Origin of the sequence: Halorussus amylolyticus, from assembly GCF_004143485.2 — an archaeon.
GTDB lineage: Archaea > Halobacteriota > Halobacteria > Halobacteriales > Haladaptataceae > Halorussus > Halorussus amylolyticus.
Genome location: NZ_RXOB02000052.1, coordinates 1 through 19,914 on the forward strand (window position 1 = coordinate 1; position 19,914 = coordinate 19,914).

At 66.7% G+C, this 19,914-nt stretch carries 17 protein-coding genes; 8 read left to right on the forward strand and 9 right to left on the reverse strand.

Annotated features, from left to right (window positions below; all coding sequences use genetic code 11):
- The coding region (locus EKH81_RS18990) for a D-alanyl-D-alanine carboxypeptidase (RefSeq protein WP_202935223.1) at nt 1-582 on the forward strand (582 nt) is incomplete at its 5' end.
- Between the two features lie 4 nt (nt 583-586).
- On the opposite strand, the gene EKH81_RS18995 is transcribed toward EKH81_RS18990, so the two are convergent.
- The 6 genes from EKH81_RS18995 to EKH81_RS19020 all read right to left on the reverse strand — a co-directional run bounded on the left by EKH81_RS18995 (nt 587) and on the right by EKH81_RS19020 (nt 7,925).
- On the reverse strand, nt 587-1,843 hold the full coding sequence (locus EKH81_RS18995) for a hypothetical protein (RefSeq protein ID WP_132058844.1): 1,257 nt from the start codon (nt 1,841-1,843) through the stop codon (nt 587-589).
- A gap of 83 nt (nt 1,844-1,926) precedes the next feature.
- On the reverse strand, nt 1,927-4,056 hold the full coding sequence (locus EKH81_RS19000; protein WP_132058845.1) for a S9 family peptidase: 2,130 nt from the start codon (nt 4,054-4,056) through the stop codon (nt 1,927-1,929).
- A complete protein-coding gene (locus tag EKH81_RS19005) occupies nt 4,053-4,790 on the reverse strand; it encodes a helix-turn-helix domain-containing protein (RefSeq protein ID WP_132058846.1) in 738 nt (245 codons plus the stop codon). The genes EKH81_RS19000 and EKH81_RS19005 overlap by 4 nt, the downstream gene beginning before the upstream one ends.
- Nucleotides 4,791-4,818: 28 nt before the next feature.
- Nucleotides 4,819-5,898 (reverse strand): dipeptide epimerase, encoded by a 1,080-nt coding sequence (locus EKH81_RS19010; RefSeq protein ID WP_132058847.1) that lies wholly within the window; start codon nt 5,896-5,898, stop codon nt 4,819-4,821.
- Nucleotides 5,895-6,932 (reverse strand): N-acetyltransferase DgcN family protein, encoded by a 1,038-nt coding sequence (locus tag EKH81_RS19015; protein ID WP_132058848.1) that lies wholly within the window; start codon nt 6,930-6,932, stop codon nt 5,895-5,897. The genes EKH81_RS19010 and EKH81_RS19015 overlap by 4 nt, the downstream gene beginning before the upstream one ends.
- Nucleotides 6,933-7,172: 240 nt before the next feature.
- Nucleotides 7,173-7,925: a DUF7504 family protein gene (locus EKH81_RS19020; RefSeq protein ID WP_132058849.1), complete on the reverse strand. Its 753-nt coding sequence runs from the start codon at nt 7,923-7,925 to the stop codon at nt 7,173-7,175.
- 265 nt (nt 7,926-8,190) lie between these two features.
- Between EKH81_RS19020 and EKH81_RS20010 the strand changes: the two genes are divergently transcribed.
- A complete protein-coding gene (locus tag EKH81_RS20010; protein WP_449405113.1) occupies nt 8,191-8,277 on the forward strand; it encodes a DUF7503 family protein in 87 nt (28 codons plus the stop codon).
- On the opposite strand, the gene EKH81_RS19025 is transcribed toward EKH81_RS20010, so the two are convergent.
- Nucleotides 8,261-10,507, reverse strand: coding sequence for a hypothetical protein (locus EKH81_RS19025; protein ID WP_132058850.1), 2,247 nt, complete (start codon nt 10,505-10,507; stop codon nt 8,261-8,263). The two genes, EKH81_RS20010 and EKH81_RS19025, sit on opposite strands and share 17 nt — an antisense overlap.
- A 164-nt stretch (nt 10,508-10,671) precedes the next feature.
- On the opposite strand from EKH81_RS19025, the gene EKH81_RS19030 reads away from it, so the two are divergent.
- Nucleotides 10,672-11,091 (forward strand): universal stress protein, encoded by a 420-nt coding sequence (locus tag EKH81_RS19030; RefSeq protein WP_132058851.1) that lies wholly within the window; start codon nt 10,672-10,674, stop codon nt 11,089-11,091.
- A 60-nt stretch (nt 11,092-11,151) separates the two neighbouring features.
- Here EKH81_RS19030 and EKH81_RS19035 read toward each other — a convergent pair whose 3' ends face one another.
- Together EKH81_RS19035 and EKH81_RS19040 are read right to left on the reverse strand one after the other, a co-directional pair.
- On the reverse strand, nt 11,152-12,132 hold the full coding sequence (locus tag EKH81_RS19035) for an NlpC/P60 family protein (RefSeq protein WP_132058852.1): 981 nt from the start codon (nt 12,130-12,132) through the stop codon (nt 11,152-11,154).
- Between the two features lie 80 nt (nt 12,133-12,212).
- A complete protein-coding gene (locus tag EKH81_RS19040) occupies nt 12,213-13,271 on the reverse strand; it encodes a zinc-dependent alcohol dehydrogenase family protein (RefSeq protein ID WP_132058853.1) in 1,059 nt (352 codons plus the stop codon).
- A 123-nt stretch (nt 13,272-13,394) separates the two neighbouring features.
- On the opposite strand from EKH81_RS19040, the gene EKH81_RS19045 reads away from it, so the two are divergent.
- The 5 genes from EKH81_RS19045 to tuf all read left to right on the forward strand — a co-directional run bounded on the left by EKH81_RS19045 (nt 13,395) and on the right by tuf (nt 19,904).
- The gene (locus EKH81_RS19045; protein ID WP_132058854.1) at nt 13,395-15,290 is read left to right on the forward strand and encodes a rhomboid family intramembrane serine protease; all 1,896 of its coding nucleotides are present in this window, start codon (nt 13,395-13,397) and stop codon (nt 15,288-15,290) included.
- A gap of 69 nt (nt 15,291-15,359) precedes the next feature.
- Nucleotides 15,360-16,319 carry an aldo/keto reductase gene (locus tag EKH81_RS19050; RefSeq protein WP_132058855.1) on the forward strand — a complete coding sequence of 320 codons (960 nt, stop codon included), beginning with the start codon at nt 15,360-15,362 and terminating at the stop codon, nt 16,317-16,319.
- A gap of 73 nt (nt 16,320-16,392) precedes the next feature.
- A complete protein-coding gene (locus EKH81_RS19055) occupies nt 16,393-17,250 on the forward strand; it encodes an arylamine N-acetyltransferase family protein (RefSeq protein ID WP_132058856.1) in 858 nt (285 codons plus the stop codon).
- Nucleotides 17,251-17,330: 80 nt separating this feature from the next.
- Entirely contained in the window at nt 17,331-18,536 is a 1,206-nt protein-coding gene (locus EKH81_RS19060) for an MFS transporter (RefSeq protein ID WP_132058857.1), read from the forward strand.
- Nucleotides 18,537-18,638: 102 nt separating this feature from the next.
- On the forward strand, nt 18,639-19,904 hold the full coding sequence (tuf, locus tag EKH81_RS19065; RefSeq protein WP_132058858.1) for a translation elongation factor EF-1 subunit alpha: 1,266 nt from the start codon (nt 18,639-18,641) through the stop codon (nt 19,902-19,904).
- Nucleotides 19,905-19,914: the final 10 nt, after the last annotated feature.

Sequence of the window (19,914 nt, forward strand, 5' to 3'; positions counted from 1 at the left end):
GGCGTCGCGGTCGGCGGCGACCTCCGGGTCGTTCGCGACCCGGAGGTCGCTTCCGGTTCGGCGTTCTCGGCGAGCGTCGAGTCGGCTCCCGTCTCGGACCTGCTCCGGCAGATGAACGTCCCCTCGGACAACTTCATCGCCGAACAACTCGCGCGCACCGTCGCGAGCGAGCGGACCGGAGACGGCTCGTGGGAGGCGTGGGAGACGATAACGACGGACTTCCTCGACTCGCTCGGCGTCGAGTCGTGTCGAGTCCGAGACGGGTCGGGCCTCTCGCGGTACAACGTCGTCCCCGCACGCGCACTCGTGGTTCTGCTCGAGTGGGTGCGTGAGCGAGCGTGGGCCGACGACTTCTTCGAGTCGCTCCCCGCGTCGAGCGAGGGCACGCTCGAAACCAGACTGGATGACGTTCCGGGCGTTCGCGCCAAGACCGGGACCATCACCGGCACCAGCGCGCTCTCGGGAATCGTCCGCAAAGAAGGCGGCCCGGACGTGGTGTTCTCGGTCATCTTCGGCGGGCTGACGGTCGAAGCCGACGCCGCCCGCGACCGACAGGACGCGTTCGTGCGGGCGCTCCGGTAGCGGTTCAGCTTTCCTCGACGTTCCACCACGCGAGTTCCGACATCGCGCCGTGTTCGTCTATCGCCCACGCGCCGAACGGACACCCGACCTCGGGCGCGAACGAGACGCTCGCGGTGTCGCTCGACCCCGCGACCGGCGACACATCGACGACTGCGTCGCACTGACTCAGCCACCACACCACCCGGTCGAGTCTGCCGTCCGGGTCGCTCGCCGACACCTCGAACGTCCTCCGGTCGGGCGAGTCCCACGAGGCCGTTATCGTCTTCGCGCTCGGCGCGACCCGCTCGACCGTCGGCGGTCTGTTCCCGCCCGAACCGACCTCGACCACCCAGTCGGTCGTGCCGATAGGGGTCGCGCCGTCGTCGGGCGAGTCGCCCTCGTCGTAGATTTCGGCTTCGACGCGGTGGGTTCCGGTCGATTCGAACGATTGCGTGAACGCACACCGTCCCCCGCCGGTGAGCTGTTCGTAGAAGATGTCGGGACCGTACCGAAGCTCCCCATCGACGTACCACGCTTCCGACGCGAACTGGCCCCGGTAGCCGCGCGCGAGCGCCTCGAACACGACGGTCGTTTCGGACGTCACCGTGATTTCTCGCTTCGGATTCGCGCGGAAGACGGCGCGCTCGCCCCCCTGCGGCGGCGTCACCTCGGCCCCATCGACCGAGACCGTCGCGGGTCCCGCGAGCCTGAATCGGGTCACGTTTCCGGCGTACTCGAACTCGTCGGTGCCCCTTTTGGGACCCACGTGGCCGTAGGCGTGCGTGCCCGAGACGTGGTCGCCCGAATCGACCTGCCGAAGCGATTCGGACGCCGCGAACTCGTAGGCCGCGAAGCCGCCGCCGTCGCTCTCGATGCGGAGTCGCTTCGTCCCCCCGCCGTGCGGGAAGTGAGCGGCGGTGACGCAGTCGTCGGGTGCCGGATACAGTCCGGGGTACAGCCTGAAACCGTCTCGGTACGCGGTCGCTGGACCGGTGAGAACGAGACCCGTAATCTCCCCGGAGTACGAAAACGAGTCGGTCCCCCTGTCGGGTCCGACGTGGCCGTAGGCACGGTTTCCGCTTACTTGGTCGCCGGTGTCGTCCTGCCGAATCGACCCGCTAACGGTGAACTCGTAGGCCGCGACGCCGCCGCCCTCGCTCTCGATTCGGAGCGAGTTCGACAGGTCGGTGGTCGCGGCGACCGAGCGACCCGAGAGCGTCGCGAGTCCCAGCGCGGCCACCCCGCCTCGCAGAACGCTTCGTCGTGAACGTTCGTCCCCCATGCGTCCCAGTCCCACGTCCTCGCACATAGATTTGAGCAGCGTATCGAAAGTAGCGTCCGAGTACAACCGAGAGTACGGCCGACTTATCGGAGGTGGTCGCAGAACGCCCGCTCGATTTTCCGGAAGGTGCGCTCCCAGGTCGCGCGCTTCGAGAAGACGTGGTTCTCGCCGGGGTAGTACTCGGCCTCGTACTCGTTGCCGTGTTCGAGCATCCCGTCGATGACGGCGTCCAACTGCTCGAAGTTGACGTAGCTGTCGCCCGTGCCGTGGAAGTTGTAGAGCGGAGCCTCGTAGTTCTCGAAGTGGTTCTTCGGCGTCGCGGCGGCCCACTCGTCGGCCGCTTCCCACTTCGTTCCGCCGAGGAACGCCTCGCGCGACGACTCGACAGCGGGGAACTTTGTCTCGTGGGCCCACTCGCCGTACAGTTCGAGGTCGGCGAGACCCGCGAGGTTCACGCCCACGTCGAACGCGTCGGGGTGGGTGCCGAGAATCTGGAGCGCGGCGTAGCCGCCGTACGAGAGACCCCACAGACCCACCGACTCGGAGGTGAACGCGCGGTCTCGAAGGAACTCTGCGGCCGCCACCACGTCGGCCATCTCGTCGCGGCCGTACGCCCCCGAGATGGCCTGCCGGAACGCCTTGCCGTAGCCGATGCCGCCCCGGTAGTTGACGAGCAGGCCGACGTACCCCTTCCGGGCGAGGTACTGGTGGAAGGCGTAGGGGAGGCTGTACGACCGGCCGGGGTGCCAGCCGTCGCGCATCTGGCGCATCGGGCCGCCGTGGACCCACACCACGCTCGGCAGATTCTCGGCGTCGTCTGCCACCGCGTCCGTGTCTCGGGGGTCCACGAGATAGCCCGAAATCTCGGTTCCACCGCGAGACTCCGTCTCCCGAGCTGACGGGCTTCGCCCGTCAACGCCGAAGCTCTCGAAGGTGACGTGCTTCGGCGGAATCGGTTCGACGGGCCACTCCTCGACGCCGGACTCGGTGAGTCGAGTCGGAGCCGAATCCGTATCGGACGGGCCGGACGCCGCGGCGTCCGGCCCGTCCCCGAGCGACTGCACCCGAACCTCGGCCGACCGGTCGCGGTCGGCGTGGACGTACGCGACTCGGTCGCCCGACGGAGAGGGCTTCGGGTGGACGTTGGTGCCCTGCGAAGTCACGACGGGCGTCTCCTCGCCCGTCTCCGTATCGATGGCGAAAATATGGCGCTGGCCGAGGTCACGCCGATTCGACGCGACGAGGAGCGTGTCGTCGTCGGCCCACTGAGGCGACGACCCCGCGAGGCCCTTGTCCTCGAACTCGCCTGACGTGAGTTGTCTGCGCTCGCCCGAATCGGGGTCGAGCAGGTAGACGTGGTCCCACCCGTCGAGCGGGAGCGCGATTGCGAGGCGGTCGCCCGCCGGTGAGACGGTGGGCGCGCCCCCGGAGACGACGCCCTTCTCGTCGTCCTCGCGGAGGAGTTCGGTCGTCGCCCCGGAGTCGAGGTCGGCCACGAGAATCGACCGGACGGTCCGCCCGTCCGCGATGCGCTCGAAGACGAGGCGGCCGTCGCCGAGGAACGCGGGGTTGGACGACGAGTCGGTCCCCTCGGTACGCCACAACAGGTCGCCCGAGTCGGCGTCGGCGACCCCGACCTGCCGGGTCTCGCGGTCGGTGAACGAGAACGCGAGGGTCGCGTCGTCGGCCCACGCGAGCATCCGACCGGTCGGTAAGAAGGCGTCGTTGGCGGGAACGTCGAGTTCGCGCTCGGTGCCCGAGTCCGGGTCGCGGACCCGGACTCGGCCCTCGCGGTAGAACGCGACACGGTCGCCCGAGGGCGACCACTCGTGATTCGATTCGCCTGCTGGCGAGCGCGCGACGAGTCGGAGGGTCCGGTCGTCGGGATTCGCTCGGAAGGTCTCGCCCGCGTCGGTCGTCACGAGGAGGTCGGCAGGCCGCGATTCCGGACCCCACTCGAATCCGGTGACGTGGCCCTCAGGAGTTCGGGTGTCGGTTCGGAGTCCGTCGCGTTCGCGCATCTCGGCGTCTCTCGACGCCGAGATGCGCCACGAGTCGGTCCCGTCTGCGTCGGCCACGAGCAGGGCGTTGCCGTCGTCCTCGTACACGGTGGCGGCGACGAACCGGCCGTCGGCCGACCATTCGGGTGCGCCGGGGTACTCGACGTCGAGCACGTCGGCGATAGAAAATTCGTCGGCGGACGAGGCGGTCATCGGTACTGCCCCTTCCGCTTGCCGAGTTTGTCGAGAAAGAGGTTCAGCACCTTCTGCTCGCCCTTCCGGAGGTGTTCGAGAACGGTGGGACTGCTCACGTCGAGTCGGTCGGCGACCTCGTTGGCCGACACGTCGCGGGGCCAGTTGTAGTAGCCGATTTTCTGGGCTTCCATCAGGCTCTCGGTCTGGCGTTCGGAGAGGCGGTCGAACACCTGGTCCACGAAGTCGGCGAACTCGACGTTGTCCTTCGGGTCGGCCTGGTGGATGGCGTCGATGTCAACGTCGTACTCCGCGCGCATCGACTCGACCACCTCGCCGAGTCTGTCGGCTTTCACCAGCACGGTCCAGTACTCGACCCCGCCCGTGATGTAGACGGGTTCAACCGGCATGAACTCGGAGTTCACGATGTCGGGGACGATGCTGGTGTCGCGGTCGTAGTTGACGACGGCCCGGGCACGCTCCTCGGACTGTTTCAGCACCGCGACCTCGTCCACCGCGCGGTGGTCGTCTATCGCCTCCATGAACTCCGCAATCGACACCTCGCCGTCGGAGACCAACAGCAGGTCGGCCTTGACCTGTTCGTCGGTCGGGTACAGCGACTTTTCGAGGATGTGGGTGTCGGGGAGGTCGTCGGTCACCTCCAGCATCCAGCAGTTGGTGTGCCAGAGGTGGAGGTCCACCTGTTTGTACGATACATCGCCGTCAACGGTGTCGGAGACGCGGGTTACGCTCATTGGTTATAATGACATGAGACAACACACTTCAGTATTTGCTTCTCGGAACGTGATTCGATGGATTCACGCCGTGTCCAGGGCCAGACGTGTCGATTTCCGGGCCGTCTCCCGCGTCGTCTACCACGTCCTCGGCGAGGAGTCGGTTCCCGTCCAAGTCCACGTAGTCGAAGCGGCCGAGACCCGCGACGACGTGGGCGCTCGTGTGGATGCCGATTGCGCTTTCGAGCATGCATCCGACCATGAGTTCGAGGTTCGCGGCGTCGGCGACCGCCGCGATGTCGGCGACCGCGAGCGGTCCCGACTTGCCGAGTTTGGCGTTGAGAACGTCGGCGGCGTCGGCCCGGACGACCGCCATCGCGTCCTCGGGCGTGAACACCGCCTCGTCGGCGGCGACCGGAACCGAGACCCGGTCTCTGACCCGAGCGAGTCCCGCGAGGTCGGCCTTCGGAACCGGCTGTTCGAGGAGGTCGAGTTCGACGCCTGCCTCGCGGGCCTCGCGGACGAATCGCTCGGTCTCTTTCGGTGTCCAGCCCTGATTCGCGTCCACCTTGAGGTGGGCGTCGGGCGCGGCGTCGCGGACGGCCGCGACCCGAGCGACCGCCGCCGGGACCGGGTCGCCGGTCTTGACCTTGATGTGCGAGAAGCCCGCGTCTGCGGCCGACGCCGCGCGCGAACGCGCGGCGTCGGCGTCCACGATGGGAATGGTGAGGTCTGTCTCGACCGTCTCGGGCGAGCCACCGAAGAGTTCCGAGAGCGGGATTTCGCGCTCCCGACAGTAGGCGTCGAGTATCGCGGTTTCGACCGCGAACAGCGCCGACACCATGCCGGGGAACGCCGCCCGAACCTCACCCACGAGCGAGCGGTAGTCGGCGATTTCGCGACCGTCGAGCAGGTCGGTGGCGGCGCGGGCCGTCTCGACCGCGGCGGCCTGCGTCTCGCCCGTGACCGGCGGAAGCGGCGAGCCTTCGCCGTGGCCGACCGCACCGCCCTCGGTCTCGATTCGGACGAGGACGTTCTTGGCCTCGTGGCGCGTACCGAGCGCGATTTCGAAGGGGGCACTCAGTTCGAGGTCGAGCGGTTCGACCGTCGCGCGTACGATTTTCGTCACAGGCCGGTCACCTCCTCGACCGTTTCGAGCAGGCGTTCGGGACCCCCCTCGTGGTAGACGTTCGCGGCCGGGCGGTCGTAGTCGCCGGGGTCGCCCCACGTCGAGATTCCGGCGACCGCGGCGTCGGAGAGAGATTCGACGAGCGCGGCTTCGTCGTCAGGGGATTCGAGACCGAACTGGTCGAAGTGGGCGCGCGAGTCGCGGTCGGGGTCGTCGGCGAGGACGACCGCGTCGGGCCACGCGCCGTGGAGGATGGAGAGTGTCACGCCCGAGTACGCCCGGTGGGAGAGCGCGGCTTGGCCCTCCACGAACACGAGGTCGTGAGTCTCGGCGACTTCGCTCACGAGGTCTTCGACCGCGCCCGCGGTGAAGTCGGCGGGCACGCGGTCCACGACGACCCCGCGGTGAGCGCCCACCATGAGACCGGTCTGGCCGGTGGCGACCCATCCGGCGTCGTAGCCCGCATCTCGGGCGGCTTTGTAGAGTTCGAACGTCGTGGTTCGCTTGCCCACGGCGCAGTCGGTGCCGAGGGTGAGGACGACCGTCGCGTCGGCGTCGTCCACCCGGCCGTCGCCCACCCGGAGGTCCTCCTCAGCGGGCGGCTTTCGCACGTCGAAGAGTCGCACGCCGTGGTCGTCGGCGAGGGTCCGCCACTCGTCGCGCTCGTTCAAGAAGACGTGAAGCCCCGAGACCACGTCGCATCCCGCGGCCATCGCGTCCCGGATGTCGGCCTTCCACGAGTCGGGGAGTGCCCCGCCCGCTGGCGCGACCCCGAGGACGAGCGCCTCGGCCTCGGGTACGGCGTCGAGGGCGTCCGCGACCGACTCGACCACCGGGACGGTGGTGGCTCCGGGGTGGTCGAGAATCTCGCCCGCTCGGGCGTTCACTCGGGTGGAATCGACCACCGCCCGCGCGTCGAACAGTTCGCTGTGCATCACGACGCCGTTCGCGGTCTTTCCTTCCGGGGTTCCGAACTCGCCTTCGGCGAGAACGACGGCCGGGACTGGCGGGTCGAATGCGCTCCGCAGATTCATATTTCAGTGTGGTCGGTAGGGGAGTAAAACAGGACACCCACGTATGATAGGGTGGCGGAGGAATCGGGAACTCGGAGGAAACGGGAAAGCCGAGAGAAAAGGCGGGAGGGGCGACAGAGAGGACAGAAGCGACGGCGGGAAAACGAGGAAGGGATGGAGAAAATAAAAGCAGGGAAGAAATCCGCGCGAGCCCCGACGACGGACTACCGCGGGGTCGCGACGAGAGTCGTGACGACGGAGCTACAGTTGGGTCCACTCGGTCGTGATGTCGCGCCGGGGGACGTGCCAGCGCTGTTCGGCGTCGTGACCCCACTCCTCGGGGTCCACCGACCGGAGTTCGATGACGGCATCGACGTGCGGAACGAGCGCCTGCACGTCCTCGTCGTCGTAGGCGTTGGCGAGGGTGTAGTGGGCCATTCCGGAGTGGTCGCGGACGTGCGAGCCGACCGCGTCGAGACACCGGCGAACGACGTCCATCTCGTAGTGGCCGACGAGCGGTCCGAGCGAATCGACTCCGACCCGGAGGTCCGAGGGCTGGAGGTGGTCGGCGCGGCCGTCGACGCGTCGAATCGCCTCGACGAGCGCGGATTCGAGACCCTGTAGCTCGGGGTCGGCGATACACGTCTCCCGAATCCCGGTGAGGGCGGGCGGCGTGGTGGGGTCGGTCGCGGTCGTGACCGACCGCGGCGCGCCGGTGTGGTTCAGGATGTGAGCCGTGTCGGTCAGCGGCCGGGGCGTCTCCTCGGGGTCGGGAAGGCGCTCGGCGATGCTCTCGGCGGTGGCGTCGGTCACGGCGAGAATCCGGTGACGAAGCGCCTCTGAGTCGCCGAACAGGTGGCCGCTCGCGCGGGTGAACAGTTCGCGCGGTTCGTCCCCGACGACGAGCAGACTACAGCCGGTCGATTTCAATCTATTCAGCAGGCTGACAAACAGCGAGAGGTCGTCGGGCGGGAAGTCGTCGTCGCCCCGCGCAGTGGGGTAGTCCGTCGTCATATGGTATTGTATTTCACACTATATTCTTTTCTTTTATAAATTTTTTCTCTTAGAAGAAGCCGAGGAGAAATAGTGAACGGAAGAACGACGGCCCATAAAAATAAGGTTTTGTAGGAGGTTGATACGAATCGAAGGTGAATTCAGGTTCTAATCGTATTTTTCACCTAAGTAAGCTTTAGAAAAATAGAAATTGACAGTTTACGTATGATTGCTCGCGATGGAAAACACCACAGTCGCTGAATGGCTCGCGGACAATCCGAAAATGATGGGTATTCTCTGGACGATTATGCTGTTGCTAGCGGAAAGTGGGTCTGTGGTTGCGACGCAGGCGACTACTAAAGCAGGCCCCTAGTTTTGAGTTGGCCAAACCACTTATTACTCCAAATTAGCCGGCTCCCAATAATAAGAGGTGCGCCGTCGTCCTCAAGTGTTTCGTAGAGTAGTTCTACATCGACATCTCCCACTCCGCAACGCCCAATAGCGATGTGATGGCCGGTGATGCCAGTCAAATGTGATCGAACAGTAGAACCAATCCCATAGGCCCGCATAGTATAGGCATGCAACTCAACCCGGAATTTCCCAGTATCCTGTGAATATTTGCTTGGATCCGGAATGTGATGCATCGTCGGCATATCGCTCACACACTGAGCGAATATCGTTCCGGGGTCGCCAAGCACCACGTACTGATTTCCGAGTGACGTGTACTCACGGACGATTTCAATCGCAGTTCCAATTCCGAATCCGAAGGACAACAATCTCGCCAGCGTCTCGCCGACTTCCACCGCACCCGAGTTCCACAGGTCCGCGAGACTCACGACGGCGGCGCTCGCCCCGTTCTTCACCAGTTCGACGCCTTGGTCGTGCGAGCGACACCCGTTCAGGAGGACGGTCTTCGCGCCCGTCTCGTCGAGGGTCGCGGCGTCGAGGACGCCGTCCGAACACTGGAAGCCGACGCCGTCGATGTGGCCGATGAAGTGGAACATGTCGCTCTCGCGGGCGAACAGGTCCCGGAGGCGGTCGGTCGTGACCTCGAACTCGCAGGTCACGTCGGTCCGCAGGTCGTCCCGATTGCCGTAGATTTCGGCGGCCGAGTCGAGTTCGTCGCGCATCTCGGCGTCGTTGCAGACCACCGTGATTTCGACGCGTCCGTCCTCGGCGGTCGTCCGGTCGTGTTCGAACGCCTCCCGGAGGAGCTTCGTGCCCTGAATCGGGGTTCGGTCGCCGACCCACGCCTGTTCAAGCGCGTCGGTCTCCGGAAGCGGGATGTAGCCGCCTTCGCCCGGGACGCCGCGAGGCGAGTCGTCGGCGTCCGTTTGGGTCTCGTCGCCGTCGCTTCCGTCCCGGCGCGTGACCGACCGCCGGGTATCGCCCGCTTGCGGGGTGTCCGTCGGAGTCGGAGTCCGGGCCGACCGCAGAAAATCCTCGTCGCCGCCCGCGGACGCCCGCCGGACGAACGAGTCGAGCGCCTCACCGGTCTCCTGCTGGACCGGACTGGGTTCGCGGGGTTCGTCGCGCTCCGGCTTCGCCCGGACGAGCGAGAGGTCGTTGACGATGTACGGCAGGAGTTCGACCGCGTCGGCGGTCGGCCGGACGTGGGTCACGCGGTGCCACGGCGACTCCACCGCCTCGATTGCGTCGTCGGACACCGCGAGGTACGTCGCGAGCCGCTCCGCTGGCGGGGTGTCGTAGAGCGCCGCGAAGTCGAGGTCGGTCCGGGACTCCAACACGTCGCGCTCGTGGAGGTCGTCCGGATACAGCCCCTCGGTCCTGACCGCACAGTCGAGAATCAGCACGCGCTTCAGAATCGCTTCGACCGACTCGCCGACTTCGAACACGTCGTCGCCGAGGTGGTGCGAGACGCCGGATACGGCGGTCAGCCGAGCCGTCTCGCCCGGCACCACTTCCGCGCCGAGGTAGTACGAAAGCGGCGCGACCGTGTAGACGTGGCCGTACTCCGGCGGAATCGAAATCGTCGTCCCGGTGTCCGGCACCTCGAACTCGTCGGGAATCGAGAGTTCGTCGCCCAGTTCGATTCGCGGCGGATGGCCGCGCAGGGTCGGCCACGCCCGCTCGGGCGACGTCGTCTTGAGCGCCGAGGGAAACGCCGAGACGGCTTGCATCATCGTCTCGGGGTCGTCGGTGACGGTAATCGTCCCCGCGGGCGAACTGTGGTACGACCGCGCGCCGACCGCGATTTCGGCCTCGCGGTCGAACTCGATTTCCACGCTGTCGTCGGTCGTGTCGATAGCCATTCCGGCCTCGACTCGGAGGTAGATTTTGATGGGGGCGTGGAGTTCGAGCAGGTAGTCGTCGGCCGGGAAGTCTGCCGTCGTCGGTAGGTCCACCGATTCGATGTGGTCGCCGTCCGGCGTCCGCACCTCCATCGGTACCATGTAGGCGAACGAGAGGCGCTCGGCCCGAATCCGGCGCACGATATCGACCGGGAACTCGAACCGCTCCACGTCGCCCTCGGTCGGGGCGACGGGCGTGTCCGTGAACAGCGAGAACTGCCGAGTCTCGACGGTGTCGATGACGTCGAGTCCGGTCGCGTCGGACAGCGGAGTGAGCCTCGGTGCGGACATACTTTTGACGAACCTCGCTTCGTATGAAGATACTCTCAATCAATTCGTAAAAATCCTCGGACACGAATTGGAATCCGAAACCACCGGAAACGGCCGGAAACCGACCGAATCCGAGCGTCAGAAACGGACACGGTGTTTATCCCAATCGCGGACGTACGCCGTCTATGGCTTCCAGCGTTCTCGTACCGATGGACGATTCGGAGATGGCCGTGCACGCGCTCGAATACGCGCTCGAAACGCATCCGGATGCGGACATCACTGTCCTGCACGTCGTCGGTGGACCGTCACCGATGATGGGGAAAGCCGCGAGTATCACGCTAGACGAGGACGTCGAGGACGCGGCCGAGAAGCGGTCGTCGGAAATCTTCGAACGCGCACGTGACCTGGCTGAGTCGTACGGTGTCGAGATTTCGACGGACGTTGCGCTGGGAAGTCCAGCCAAACTGATTATCAGTCGAGCGGAGGACTTCGAGGCGGTCGTCATCGGAAGTCACAGCGGGTCGTTAGCTGAACGGCTCTTCGTCGGAAACGTGGCGGAGAAGGTGTTTCGCGACTCACCAGTGCCAGTGACGGTTGTCCGATAAACGTCCTCGGAACGCGGTCCGGCCGGGAGTGAAATAGCTTTCAGGTGCGACCGTCACCTGCTACACCAGCCGCTTCGCCAGTTCGAACCCCTCGTCGAGGCGCTCGCTGTACCGGTCGTCGTCGGAATCGAGGCTGTTAACCATCACTCTCTCGCCGCTTCCGTTGGCGTGGACGAACGTCTCGCCGCCGAGACTCATCGCGACGTGACCCGGGAAAAACAGCAGGTCGCCCGGTTCGAGGTCCTCGCGCTCTACGTCCGTCCCCATCCGGCGCTGGAGGTCGGCGTCACGCGGGAGCGTGACGCCGTGACGTCGGTAGGCCATCCACGTCAGCCCCGAGCAGTCGATGCCCTCGACGGTCATCCCGCCCCAGACGTACTCGGTGTCGAGGTACTCACGGGCGGTCTCGACCACTTCCTCGCCCGAAATTGATTGCGGAATTTCCGCCACCACATCGGCCGGGAGCGCGTGTTCGACGCCGGTTCGGAACGCCACCCGAACCGTCTCGTCGTCGCGGTCCACGATTTCGCATTCGGTGCCAGCGTACAGCGTTCCGGGGTCGGCCTCGGCGTCGTGGCTCCCGACCGCAACCACCGCGTCGGCGTCGATGGCCGACGGGACGCCGAGGTACTCGCGCTCGACCCACCCGACGTAGCCGTCCGGGGTTCGGACGCGCCGCCACGAATCGTCGCCGCCGAAGTCGTAGCCCACGAGGGCCGCGCCGTAGAGGACCTGCGTGACCTGCTCGGCGTCTTCGTCGGGGTCCCCCCGAACCGGAGCGACCGGCGCGGTCACGGTTCGGTCGCGAGCATCGCGTTCGAGGACGGTCACGTCCGACGCCGAGACCGGAACCCCGGTCTCGGCTTCGACCGCCTCGACCGCGCGGGCCTTCAGATGGTCGGTCAGAACGGTGCCCGAGAGCAGGACGGCGTCGGGCTTCGATTCGACACTGACGTCGAAGACGGTGACGCGCGGGTCGGGCGCGTGGTCGGTCTCGCACTTCGCGAGGACGTGGGAGAGTCGGTGGTCCGAGAGAGCCATTGCTGACTCGCACTGCTCGGTCCGTGGTGTTAAGCTTTGACACGTCGGCTCGTGATGTTTACGTTTTCGTAAACGCCGGTTTAGAACTCCGTGACGACCTCGATACCCACAGTTCCGTAGTCGTCCATCGCGGCGAGTCGGTCGGGCACGTCCGCGAGCGCGACCTCGGCGGTAATCAGCTTCGCGGGCGAAACCACCCCGCGGTCCATCATCCGGAGGAGTTCGTCGTACCGGGTCGGGGGCATCCCGCGCGACCCGAGGAACGTGATTTCGCTCATCGTCATCGCGTCGGTGGGGAGCGAAACCTCGCCGCGCTCGGCGTCGGTCGTCAGCCCGAGTTGGACGTGCTGGCCCCGCTTGCGGAGACACCCAATCGAGTTCCGGCACGTCTCGGCGATGCCGAGCGCGTCGATAGAGACGTGCGCCCCGCCGTCGGTCAGACCTTCGATTTCGGCGGGCACGTCGGCGTCTCCGCCGTCGATGGTCTCGTCGGCTCCGAGTTCCCCGGCCTTCCGGAGCTTTTCGGCGTCGAGGTCCACCGCAATCACGTTCGCGCCGAGCGCGTCGGCGACGTGGACCGCCGAGAGACCGACGCCGCCACAGCCGTGAACCGCCACCCAGTCGCCGGGCGTGAGGTCGGCGCGGTGGGCGAGCGCGTGGTACGCGGTCGCAAACCGACACCCGAGGCTCGCCATCTCGGTCGGCGAGACGCCCGCCGGGAGGTGAACCGCGTTGTAGTCGGCGTAGGGAACGTGGACTTGCTCGGCGAACGCGCCGGGCGCGTCGGACTCGAATCCGAGCGCGAGACCGTCCGCGCAGACGTTTCCGTGGCCGTTCCGGCAGTGCTCGCAGTCGCCGCGGCCGAGGTTGAACGGGACCGCCACGCGGTCGCCCTCGGCGATTCGCTCGACGCGGTCGCCCGCCGCGACGACCCGGCCCGCTGGCTCGTGGCCGAGAATCTGGCCCTTCGGGACCTGGTCGTCGGCCCACTCGCCGTGGCCCTGCCACGCGTGCCAGTCGCTCCGACAGATGCCGCAGGCTTCGGTTTCGACCACCACGCCGCGGGGGTCGGGGTCGGGTTCTGGCACGTCTCTGATTTCGAGTGGTTCGCCGTATTCTGCGACGACTGCGGCTTTCATGTGGGAACCGTTGTCGCGACACAGATTAAAAGGTGTGAGGTTCGCCTCCCGACTTCGCGCCCAGACCGCCCACGGACCTATCGACCGAACTATTGATGGACGTGGTGTTCGAATTCGAAGTGTATGGAAATAACCCCGACCCGAGTCGGCCTTGTCACGGCGCTGGCGGTCCTGCTCGCCAGCGCGTGGTACGTCGACGGCCGGGGTCGCTGGTACGATGCGCTCGGCGACCGACTGCTTTACGGCGTTCCGTGGGGGACTCTCCTCACCGCCAGCGCGGTCGTCGGGTTCTATCTCGGGGTTCAGGGCGGCTTCGAGAGTCCGAACGACCCCCTCGTGCTCCCGTTCGTCACGTGGTCGTACTTCTATCCGACCGGGTTACTCACCGCGGGAATCGCACACGGTGGCCCCGCCCACATCGTCTCGAACATGACGGCGACGCTGGTATTCGGGTCCATCGCCGAGTACGCGTGGGGCCACCGGCCGCAATCGGACCGAGTCGGAAAACAGCGCGGTCTCCCCACCGATGGGGAGGCCGCCGCGACGAGCGACCGCCGCGGGAGCGGCGTCCTCGACCGCCCGTGGTTTCGGGCGTTCGTGGCGTTCCCGGCGGCGCTGTTCGCTGGCGCACTCCTGACCGCGGTCTTCTCGCTCGGCCCGGGACTCGGATTCTCGGGCGTGGTGTTCGGACTCGTCGGATTCGCGGCCGTCCTGCGGCCGCTCACGTCCGTCGTCGGGGTCGTGGTGGCCTCGACCCTGTCGGTCACGCTCGACGCGCTCACCCAGCCCGTGGTCCGGGAGACCGTCGAGGCTGTTCCGCCGTCACCCCCGGGCTGGGCCGGCATCGCGTTCCAAGCGCACCTGCTCGGCTTCCTGCTCGGAGTCATCGTCGCGATTCTCGTGGTGTCGCGCCGTCGGCGCAAGCCGTCGTTCGCGACGCTCGGACTGAGCGTGTTCGTCATCGGTGCGGTCCAGTCGCTGTGGCTCCTCGTCTGGACGCCGAGTCAGGACACGTACGTGCTGTACCGGGGAATCGGTCTCGTCCTCGTCGTCGGGCTGGCGCTGCTGCTTGCGAGCGCGGTCGCGGGCGACGACCGGCGACTGTGGGTCCCAAGCGCACGGTTCGACCGACTCCCGTCGGGCCGAACGGTCGCGGTCGCGTGGCTCGCGTTGCTGGTCGCGGGGTCGGTCCTCGGGGGCGTCGGCCTCGTCGCGTCGGGGGAGGGGAACGCGTACGACGCCGGAATACTGGCCGTCTTCGCGGCCGTCCTCGCGGTCCCCGCCGTCGTCGCGCTGGTGCCCGACGACGGAGTTCCGTCCCTCGCGTCGTGGCGGGGCGCGGCCGTGGTCGCCATCGCTGTTCTCACCGCGCTCACCGCGGCCGTGAGCGTTCCCGCCGGACTGACGGTCGTCGACGCCGACGCGGTGCCCGAGGGCGGCGTGTCGGCCGGGGACTACGCGATCACCTACGCGGAGAACGCCACCAGCGGACAGGAGTTGGTCGTCGACACCGGAGACGAAGCGGCTGACGAACCGACGAACGTCACCGGCGTCATCGTCGCCAGCGACGACCGCGAAATCTGGACCGTCGGCCTCGACAGACGGACGCTCGCGTTCAGAGGCGAGGGGAACGTCACGGTCGGCGGCGTCGGGTGGCGCGAGACGGTCCACGTCGAGCGGGCGGGCTGGGAGGTACTGGGCAACGACACCGCCTACGCGGTCGACCTCGAACCGGATGACGGCGGCGAGACCGTCCGGGCGTTCACCTCCGAACCGTCGCTCGCGAGCGCCGAGGTCGACGGCCGGAGCCTCGAAGTGGTGCCGACCGAGGACGGGTTCGATGTCGCGGTCGTAACCGACGGCGAGCCCGTCGACGCCGCACCGGTTCCCGAGACGGACGAATCCACCGATGTCGGGGGCCTCACCGTGACGGCCGTCGCCGACGACTCCGGGACCCAACTGGTGGCCGAATCCGACGACACGCGCGTCCGGTTCGCGGAGCGCGAGACGTATCGGTGACTCTCCCGGCCGTCCTCCCGACGCATCCCGACACACAGAACTAAGGACCAAAACGCAGAATCCACACGCATGGAGTACGTCAGACTCGGGTCCACCGGCACCAAGGTATCGGAAATTTGCTTCGGGACGTGGCGATTCGGCAAGGAATCGAACGGCACGGTCGAGACCGACCGCAAGACGGCCCACGGCCTGCTCGACACCTACGCCGACGCGGGCGGGAACTTCATCGACACCGCGAACGTCTACGGCGACCCGAACGGTACGGCCGAGGAGTGGATTGGCGATTGGCTCGCAGACTACGACCGCGAACAGTTCGTGCTGGCGTCGAAGGTGTACTTCGGATTCGCGGACGGCCCGAACGACCGCGGTCTCTCCCGGAAGCACATCCGGAGTCAAATCGAGGGCACGCTCGACCGCCTCGGCACCGAGTACCTCGACGTGTACTACATCCACCGGTGGGACGACGGGGTTCCCATCGAGGAGACGCTCTCGACGCTGCACGACCTCGTTCGCGAGGGGAAGGTGAACTACCTCGCCGCGAGTTCGATGGCAGCGTGGAAGCTGACCAAGGCGCTCTGGACCAGCGACGTGGAGGGTCTCGAACGCTTCGAGGTCACGCAACCTCGGTTCAACGCCGCCTACCGCGACCCGGTCGCGGAGTACCTCGACGTGTGCGCCAACCAAGACCTCGCGGTGTGTCCGTACTCTCCCCTCGAAGGCGGTTTCCTCACCGGGAAGTACGACCGCGAGGGGTCGAATCCGGAGGGGTCGCGCGGCGACCTCTACGAGTGGGAAAGCCGCTTCGACGACCGCCAGTGGGACGTGCTCGACGCGATTCGGGCGGTCGCCGACGAGGTGGACGCCACGCCCGCGCAGGTGTCGCTCCGATGGCTCGCCGACCAGCGCGAGTTCCAGTGCATTCCCATCGTCGGCGCGCGGACGACCGACCAACTGGAGGAGAATCTGGGCGCGAGCGAGATTTCGATGTCGGACGCCCAGTTCGAGCGCATCGACGAGGCCTACGAGTAGGAAAGATAGAATTTCCTACATAAATCAGGTACAGGATACAGTGAAGTGACGAGAAGCGGAACGTCCGAACGAGATGACACCCGAATCGTCCGAGCGCGCCCGTCGGGCGCGCTCGGACCCCGAAGCGTACCTCGAACGCATCGGCGTCGACCCCGAGACGGTCGAGACGGCCGACCTGCAGACGCTCGAACGCATCCAGCGCGCCCACGTCACAAGGGTTCCGTTCGAGAATCTCGCCATCGTCGGCGACCCCTACGCCGACCGAGCGGCGGACGGAGACGCGAAAGACGGCGAGGGCGTGGTACTCTCGACACCGCACCTCTACGAGAAGGTCGTCGAACGGAGACGAGGCGGCTACTGCTTCGAACTCAACGGCCTGTTTCACGCCCTGCTGGCCGACCTCGGCTACGACGTGGACCGCGTGGCGGCGCGAGTCGTCGGCGACGACGGCGACGCGCGCCCGCCCGCGAACCATCACGCGAACGTCGTGGAACTGGACCGCCGATACGTCGTGGACGTGGGGATGGGCGTCCCGACGATGCGCCGCCCCACGCCCCTCGACGGAACCCCGAACTCCGATTCGGTCGGCGTCGAGTGGCGAATCGCCGAGAGCGACCGGCCCGACGAGACCTACCGCTCGGAGTACCGCAACCCGGGCGACGAGGAGTGGTCCACGCGATACGTGTTCAGCGACGTGGCCCGCGAACTCCACTACTTCGAGGCGACCAACGACTACCTCCAGAGCGACCCCGACTCGCCGTTCAGGGGCGACCCCGTCGTCTCGGTCGCGACCGAGGAGGGGCACCGAAAACTGTCGAGCGACACCCTGACCGAGTACGTCGGGGGCGACGAGCGCGAGCGCACCGTGACCCCCGAGGAGTGGCACGCGACGCTGAAGCGGGAGTTCGGATTCCGGTACGACCGCGGGTAGCGAGCGGTGACGGACGACGGGCGAGTGCAGAGCGTTCCGCCACGCACGGAATTTTATACCTGACCTGAAAAGAGAGAGCCGTGACCGAAGACGCCGACGCGACCGCCGCCTCCCGACGCCGAACCGTCGGTCTCGTCGCCGGACTGTTCGTCCTCTCGACAGCGGCGGGCGCGTACGAAATCGCGCCCGCCAGCGTCCTCCCGCTCGTCCGCGAGTCGCTCGACGTCGGCCCGACCGCGGCGGGGTGGCTCGTGAGCGTGATGTACGCCACCGCGGTCACCGCGAGCGTCCCGGTGGGCATCGCGCTCGACCGCTACTCCGTCCGACGAGCCATCGGCATCGCCGCGGTCGCGCTCCTCGTCGCGGGCGCGTGGGGTTGGTTCGCCGCAGTTGCTGGCGCGTACTGGTGGCTGGTCGCCTCGCGCGTCCTCGGGGGCTTCTCGTACGTCGTGTTCTGGAACGCGGGCGCGAACCTCGTCGGGCAGGCGGTCGATGCCGACGTGCGCGCCACCGCAGTCGGCGTGTTCACCGCGAGCGCGCCGCTCGGATTCGCAGTGGGTCAGTTCGGAAGCCCGCTCATCGCCGACCCGTTCGGGTGGGAGGCCGTCCTCCCGGCGTACGCCGCCATCGCGGTTGTCGGTGTCGGCATCTTTCTCGTCTCGACGCGCGGGGGCGCCTTCGCCATCGAAACCGCGAACCCCGACCGCGAGCAAATCGCGGCGCTGTTCACCAACGCCGGGGCGTGGACACTCTACGGCCTCTGCTTTCTGGCGTTCTCGCTCTACCTGTTTCTCAACAGTTGGCTCCCGAGCTATCTGACCGAGGAAATCGGCGTGTCGCTCGCAATCGGCGGTCTGCTGACCGCGCTGTTCCCCGCGGTGGGCGTGGTCGCGCGCACGAGCGGCGGTCTCGTCTCCGACAAACTGTTCGACGGACAGCGCCGCCCGGTCGCGATACTCTCGTTCGTCCTCGCGCTCCCCGCCGTCGTGGGATTCGTCGCGGTCACGCGAGTCGGCTTCATCGTCGCGCTCGTCGTGGTCGCGGGCTTCGGCGTCCAACTCGCAATCGGCCTGCTCTACTCGTACGTCGTCGAAGTCGTCTCGGCCGCGGTCAGAACCACCGCGCTCTCGATGCTGACGAGCGTCGGCATGACCGGTGCGTTCCTCGCGCCCATCGTCGGCGGCGAGATAATCGCGCGAGCGGGCTACAACACGGCGTTTCTGGTCGCCGGTGCGGTCGCACTCGCAGGCGTTGCACTCGCGTGGCGCGCGCCCGAGGTTCGGTAAGTGTTCGAAATCGAGCGTTCGACCGAACGCCTGCACCCGTACTCGCCGGAAAGGCTATTGGTCCTCGAAGCCGACTAGCAGAGTCGTACGGTGGGGGAAACCATGCCAGACAAGCCACACCAGAATTTGGCCATCATCGGCCACGTAGACCACGGAAAGAGTACGCTCGTCGGACGACTCCTCTTCGAGACGGGGAGCGTACCGGACCACGTCATCGAACAGCACCGCGAGGAAGCCGAGGAGAAGGGCAAGGGCGGCTTCGAGTTCGCGTACGTGATGGACAACCTCGCCGAGGAGCGCGAGCGCGGAGTCACAATCGACATCGCCCATCAGGAGTTCGAGACCGACGAGTACTACTTCACCATCGTGGACACGCCGGGCCACCGCGACTTCGTGAAGAACATGATTACGGGCGCGAGTCAGGCCGACAACGCGGTCCTCGTCGTCGCGGCCGACGACGGTGTCGCGCCCCAGACTCAGGAACACGTCTTCCTCGCGCGCACCCTCGGTATCAACGAACTCATCGTCGCGGTCAACAAGATGGACGCGGTGGACTACGACGAGAACCGCTACCGCGAGGTGGTCTCGGAGGTCAAAGACCTGCTGAATCAGGTGCGGTTCGACACCGAGGACGCCGAGTTCATCCCGATTTCGGCGCTCGAAGGCGACAACATCGTCGAGCGAAGCGACCAGATGGACTGGTACGACGGCAACCTCGTGCTGGAGGCGCTCAACAGCCTCGAAGAGACCGAAACGCCGACCGACGCGCCGCTCCGCCTGCCGATTCAGGACGTGTACACGATTTCGGGCATCGGGACCGTCCCGGTCGGCCGGGTCGAGACCGGCGTCCTCAACACGGGCGACAACGTCTCGTTCCAGCCCTCGGACGTGAGCGGCGAGGTCAAGACCATCGAGATGCACCACGACGAGGTCCCGCAGGCCGAACCCGGTGACAACGTCGGCTTCAACGTCCGCGGCATCGGCAAGGACGACATCCACCGGGGCGACGTGTGCGGCCCGGCAGACGACCCGCCGAGCGTCGCCGAGACGTTCAGCGCCCAAATCGTCGTGATGCAACACCCCTCGGTCATCACGAACGGCTACACGCCGGTGTTCCACGCCCACACCGCGCAGGTCGCGTGCACCATCGAGTCGCTCGACCAGAAAATCGACGCCGCGAGCGGCGAAGTCGAGGAGGAGAACCCCGACTTCATTCAGTCGGGAGACGCCGCGGTCATCACGGTCAGACCGCAGAAACCGCTCTCCGTCGAACCGTCGTCGGAGATTCCGGAGTTGGGGAGCTTCGCGGTGCGCGACATGGGCCAGACCATCGCGGCCGGGCGAGTGTTAGAGGTCAACGAGCGGTAGGGAACCGGCG

Excerpts from the sequence above, each read along its gene's own strand:
- EKH81_RS19045 (WP_132058854.1), top strand. The coding sequence starts at position 13,395 with ATGGAAATAACCCCGACCCGAGTCGGCCTTGTCACGGCGCTGGCGGTC.
- EKH81_RS19030 (WP_132058851.1), top strand. The coding sequence starts at position 10,672 with ATGGCTTCCAGCGTTCTCGTACCGATGGACGATTCGGAGATGGCCGTG.
- EKH81_RS18995 (WP_132058844.1), bottom strand. The coding sequence starts at position 1,843 with ATGGGGGACGAACGTTCACGACGAAGCGTTCTGCGAGGCGGGGTGGCC.
- EKH81_RS19000 (WP_132058845.1), bottom strand. The coding sequence starts at position 4,056 with ATGACCGCCTCGTCCGCCGACGAATTTTCTATCGCCGACGTGCTCGAC.
- EKH81_RS19055 (WP_132058856.1), top strand. The coding sequence starts at position 16,393 with ATGACACCCGAATCGTCCGAGCGCGCCCGTCGGGCGCGCTCGGACCCC.
- EKH81_RS19025 (WP_132058850.1), bottom strand. The coding sequence starts at position 10,507 with ATGTCCGCACCGAGGCTCACTCCGCTGTCCGACGCGACCGGACTCGAC.
- EKH81_RS19035 (WP_132058852.1), bottom strand. The coding sequence starts at position 12,132 with ATGGCTCTCTCGGACCACCGACTCTCCCACGTCCTCGCGAAGTGCGAG.
- EKH81_RS19015 (WP_132058848.1), bottom strand. The coding sequence starts at position 6,932 with ATGAATCTGCGGAGCGCATTCGACCCGCCAGTCCCGGCCGTCGTTCTC.
- EKH81_RS19050 (WP_132058855.1), top strand. The coding sequence starts at position 15,360 with ATGGAGTACGTCAGACTCGGGTCCACCGGCACCAAGGTATCGGAAATT.
- EKH81_RS19005 (WP_132058846.1), bottom strand. The coding sequence starts at position 4,790 with ATGAGCGTAACCCGCGTCTCCGACACCGTTGACGGCGATGTATCGTAC.
- tuf (WP_132058858.1), top strand. The coding sequence starts at position 18,639 with ATGCCAGACAAGCCACACCAGAATTTGGCCATCATCGGCCACGTAGAC.
- EKH81_RS19020 (WP_132058849.1), bottom strand. The coding sequence starts at position 7,925 with ATGACGACGGACTACCCCACTGCGCGGGGCGACGACGACTTCCCGCCC.
- EKH81_RS20010 (WP_449405113.1), top strand. The coding sequence starts at position 8,191 with ATGGGTATTCTCTGGACGATTATGCTGTTGCTAGCGGAAAGTGGGTCT.
- EKH81_RS19040 (WP_132058853.1), bottom strand. The coding sequence starts at position 13,271 with ATGAAAGCCGCAGTCGTCGCAGAATACGGCGAACCACTCGAAATCAGA.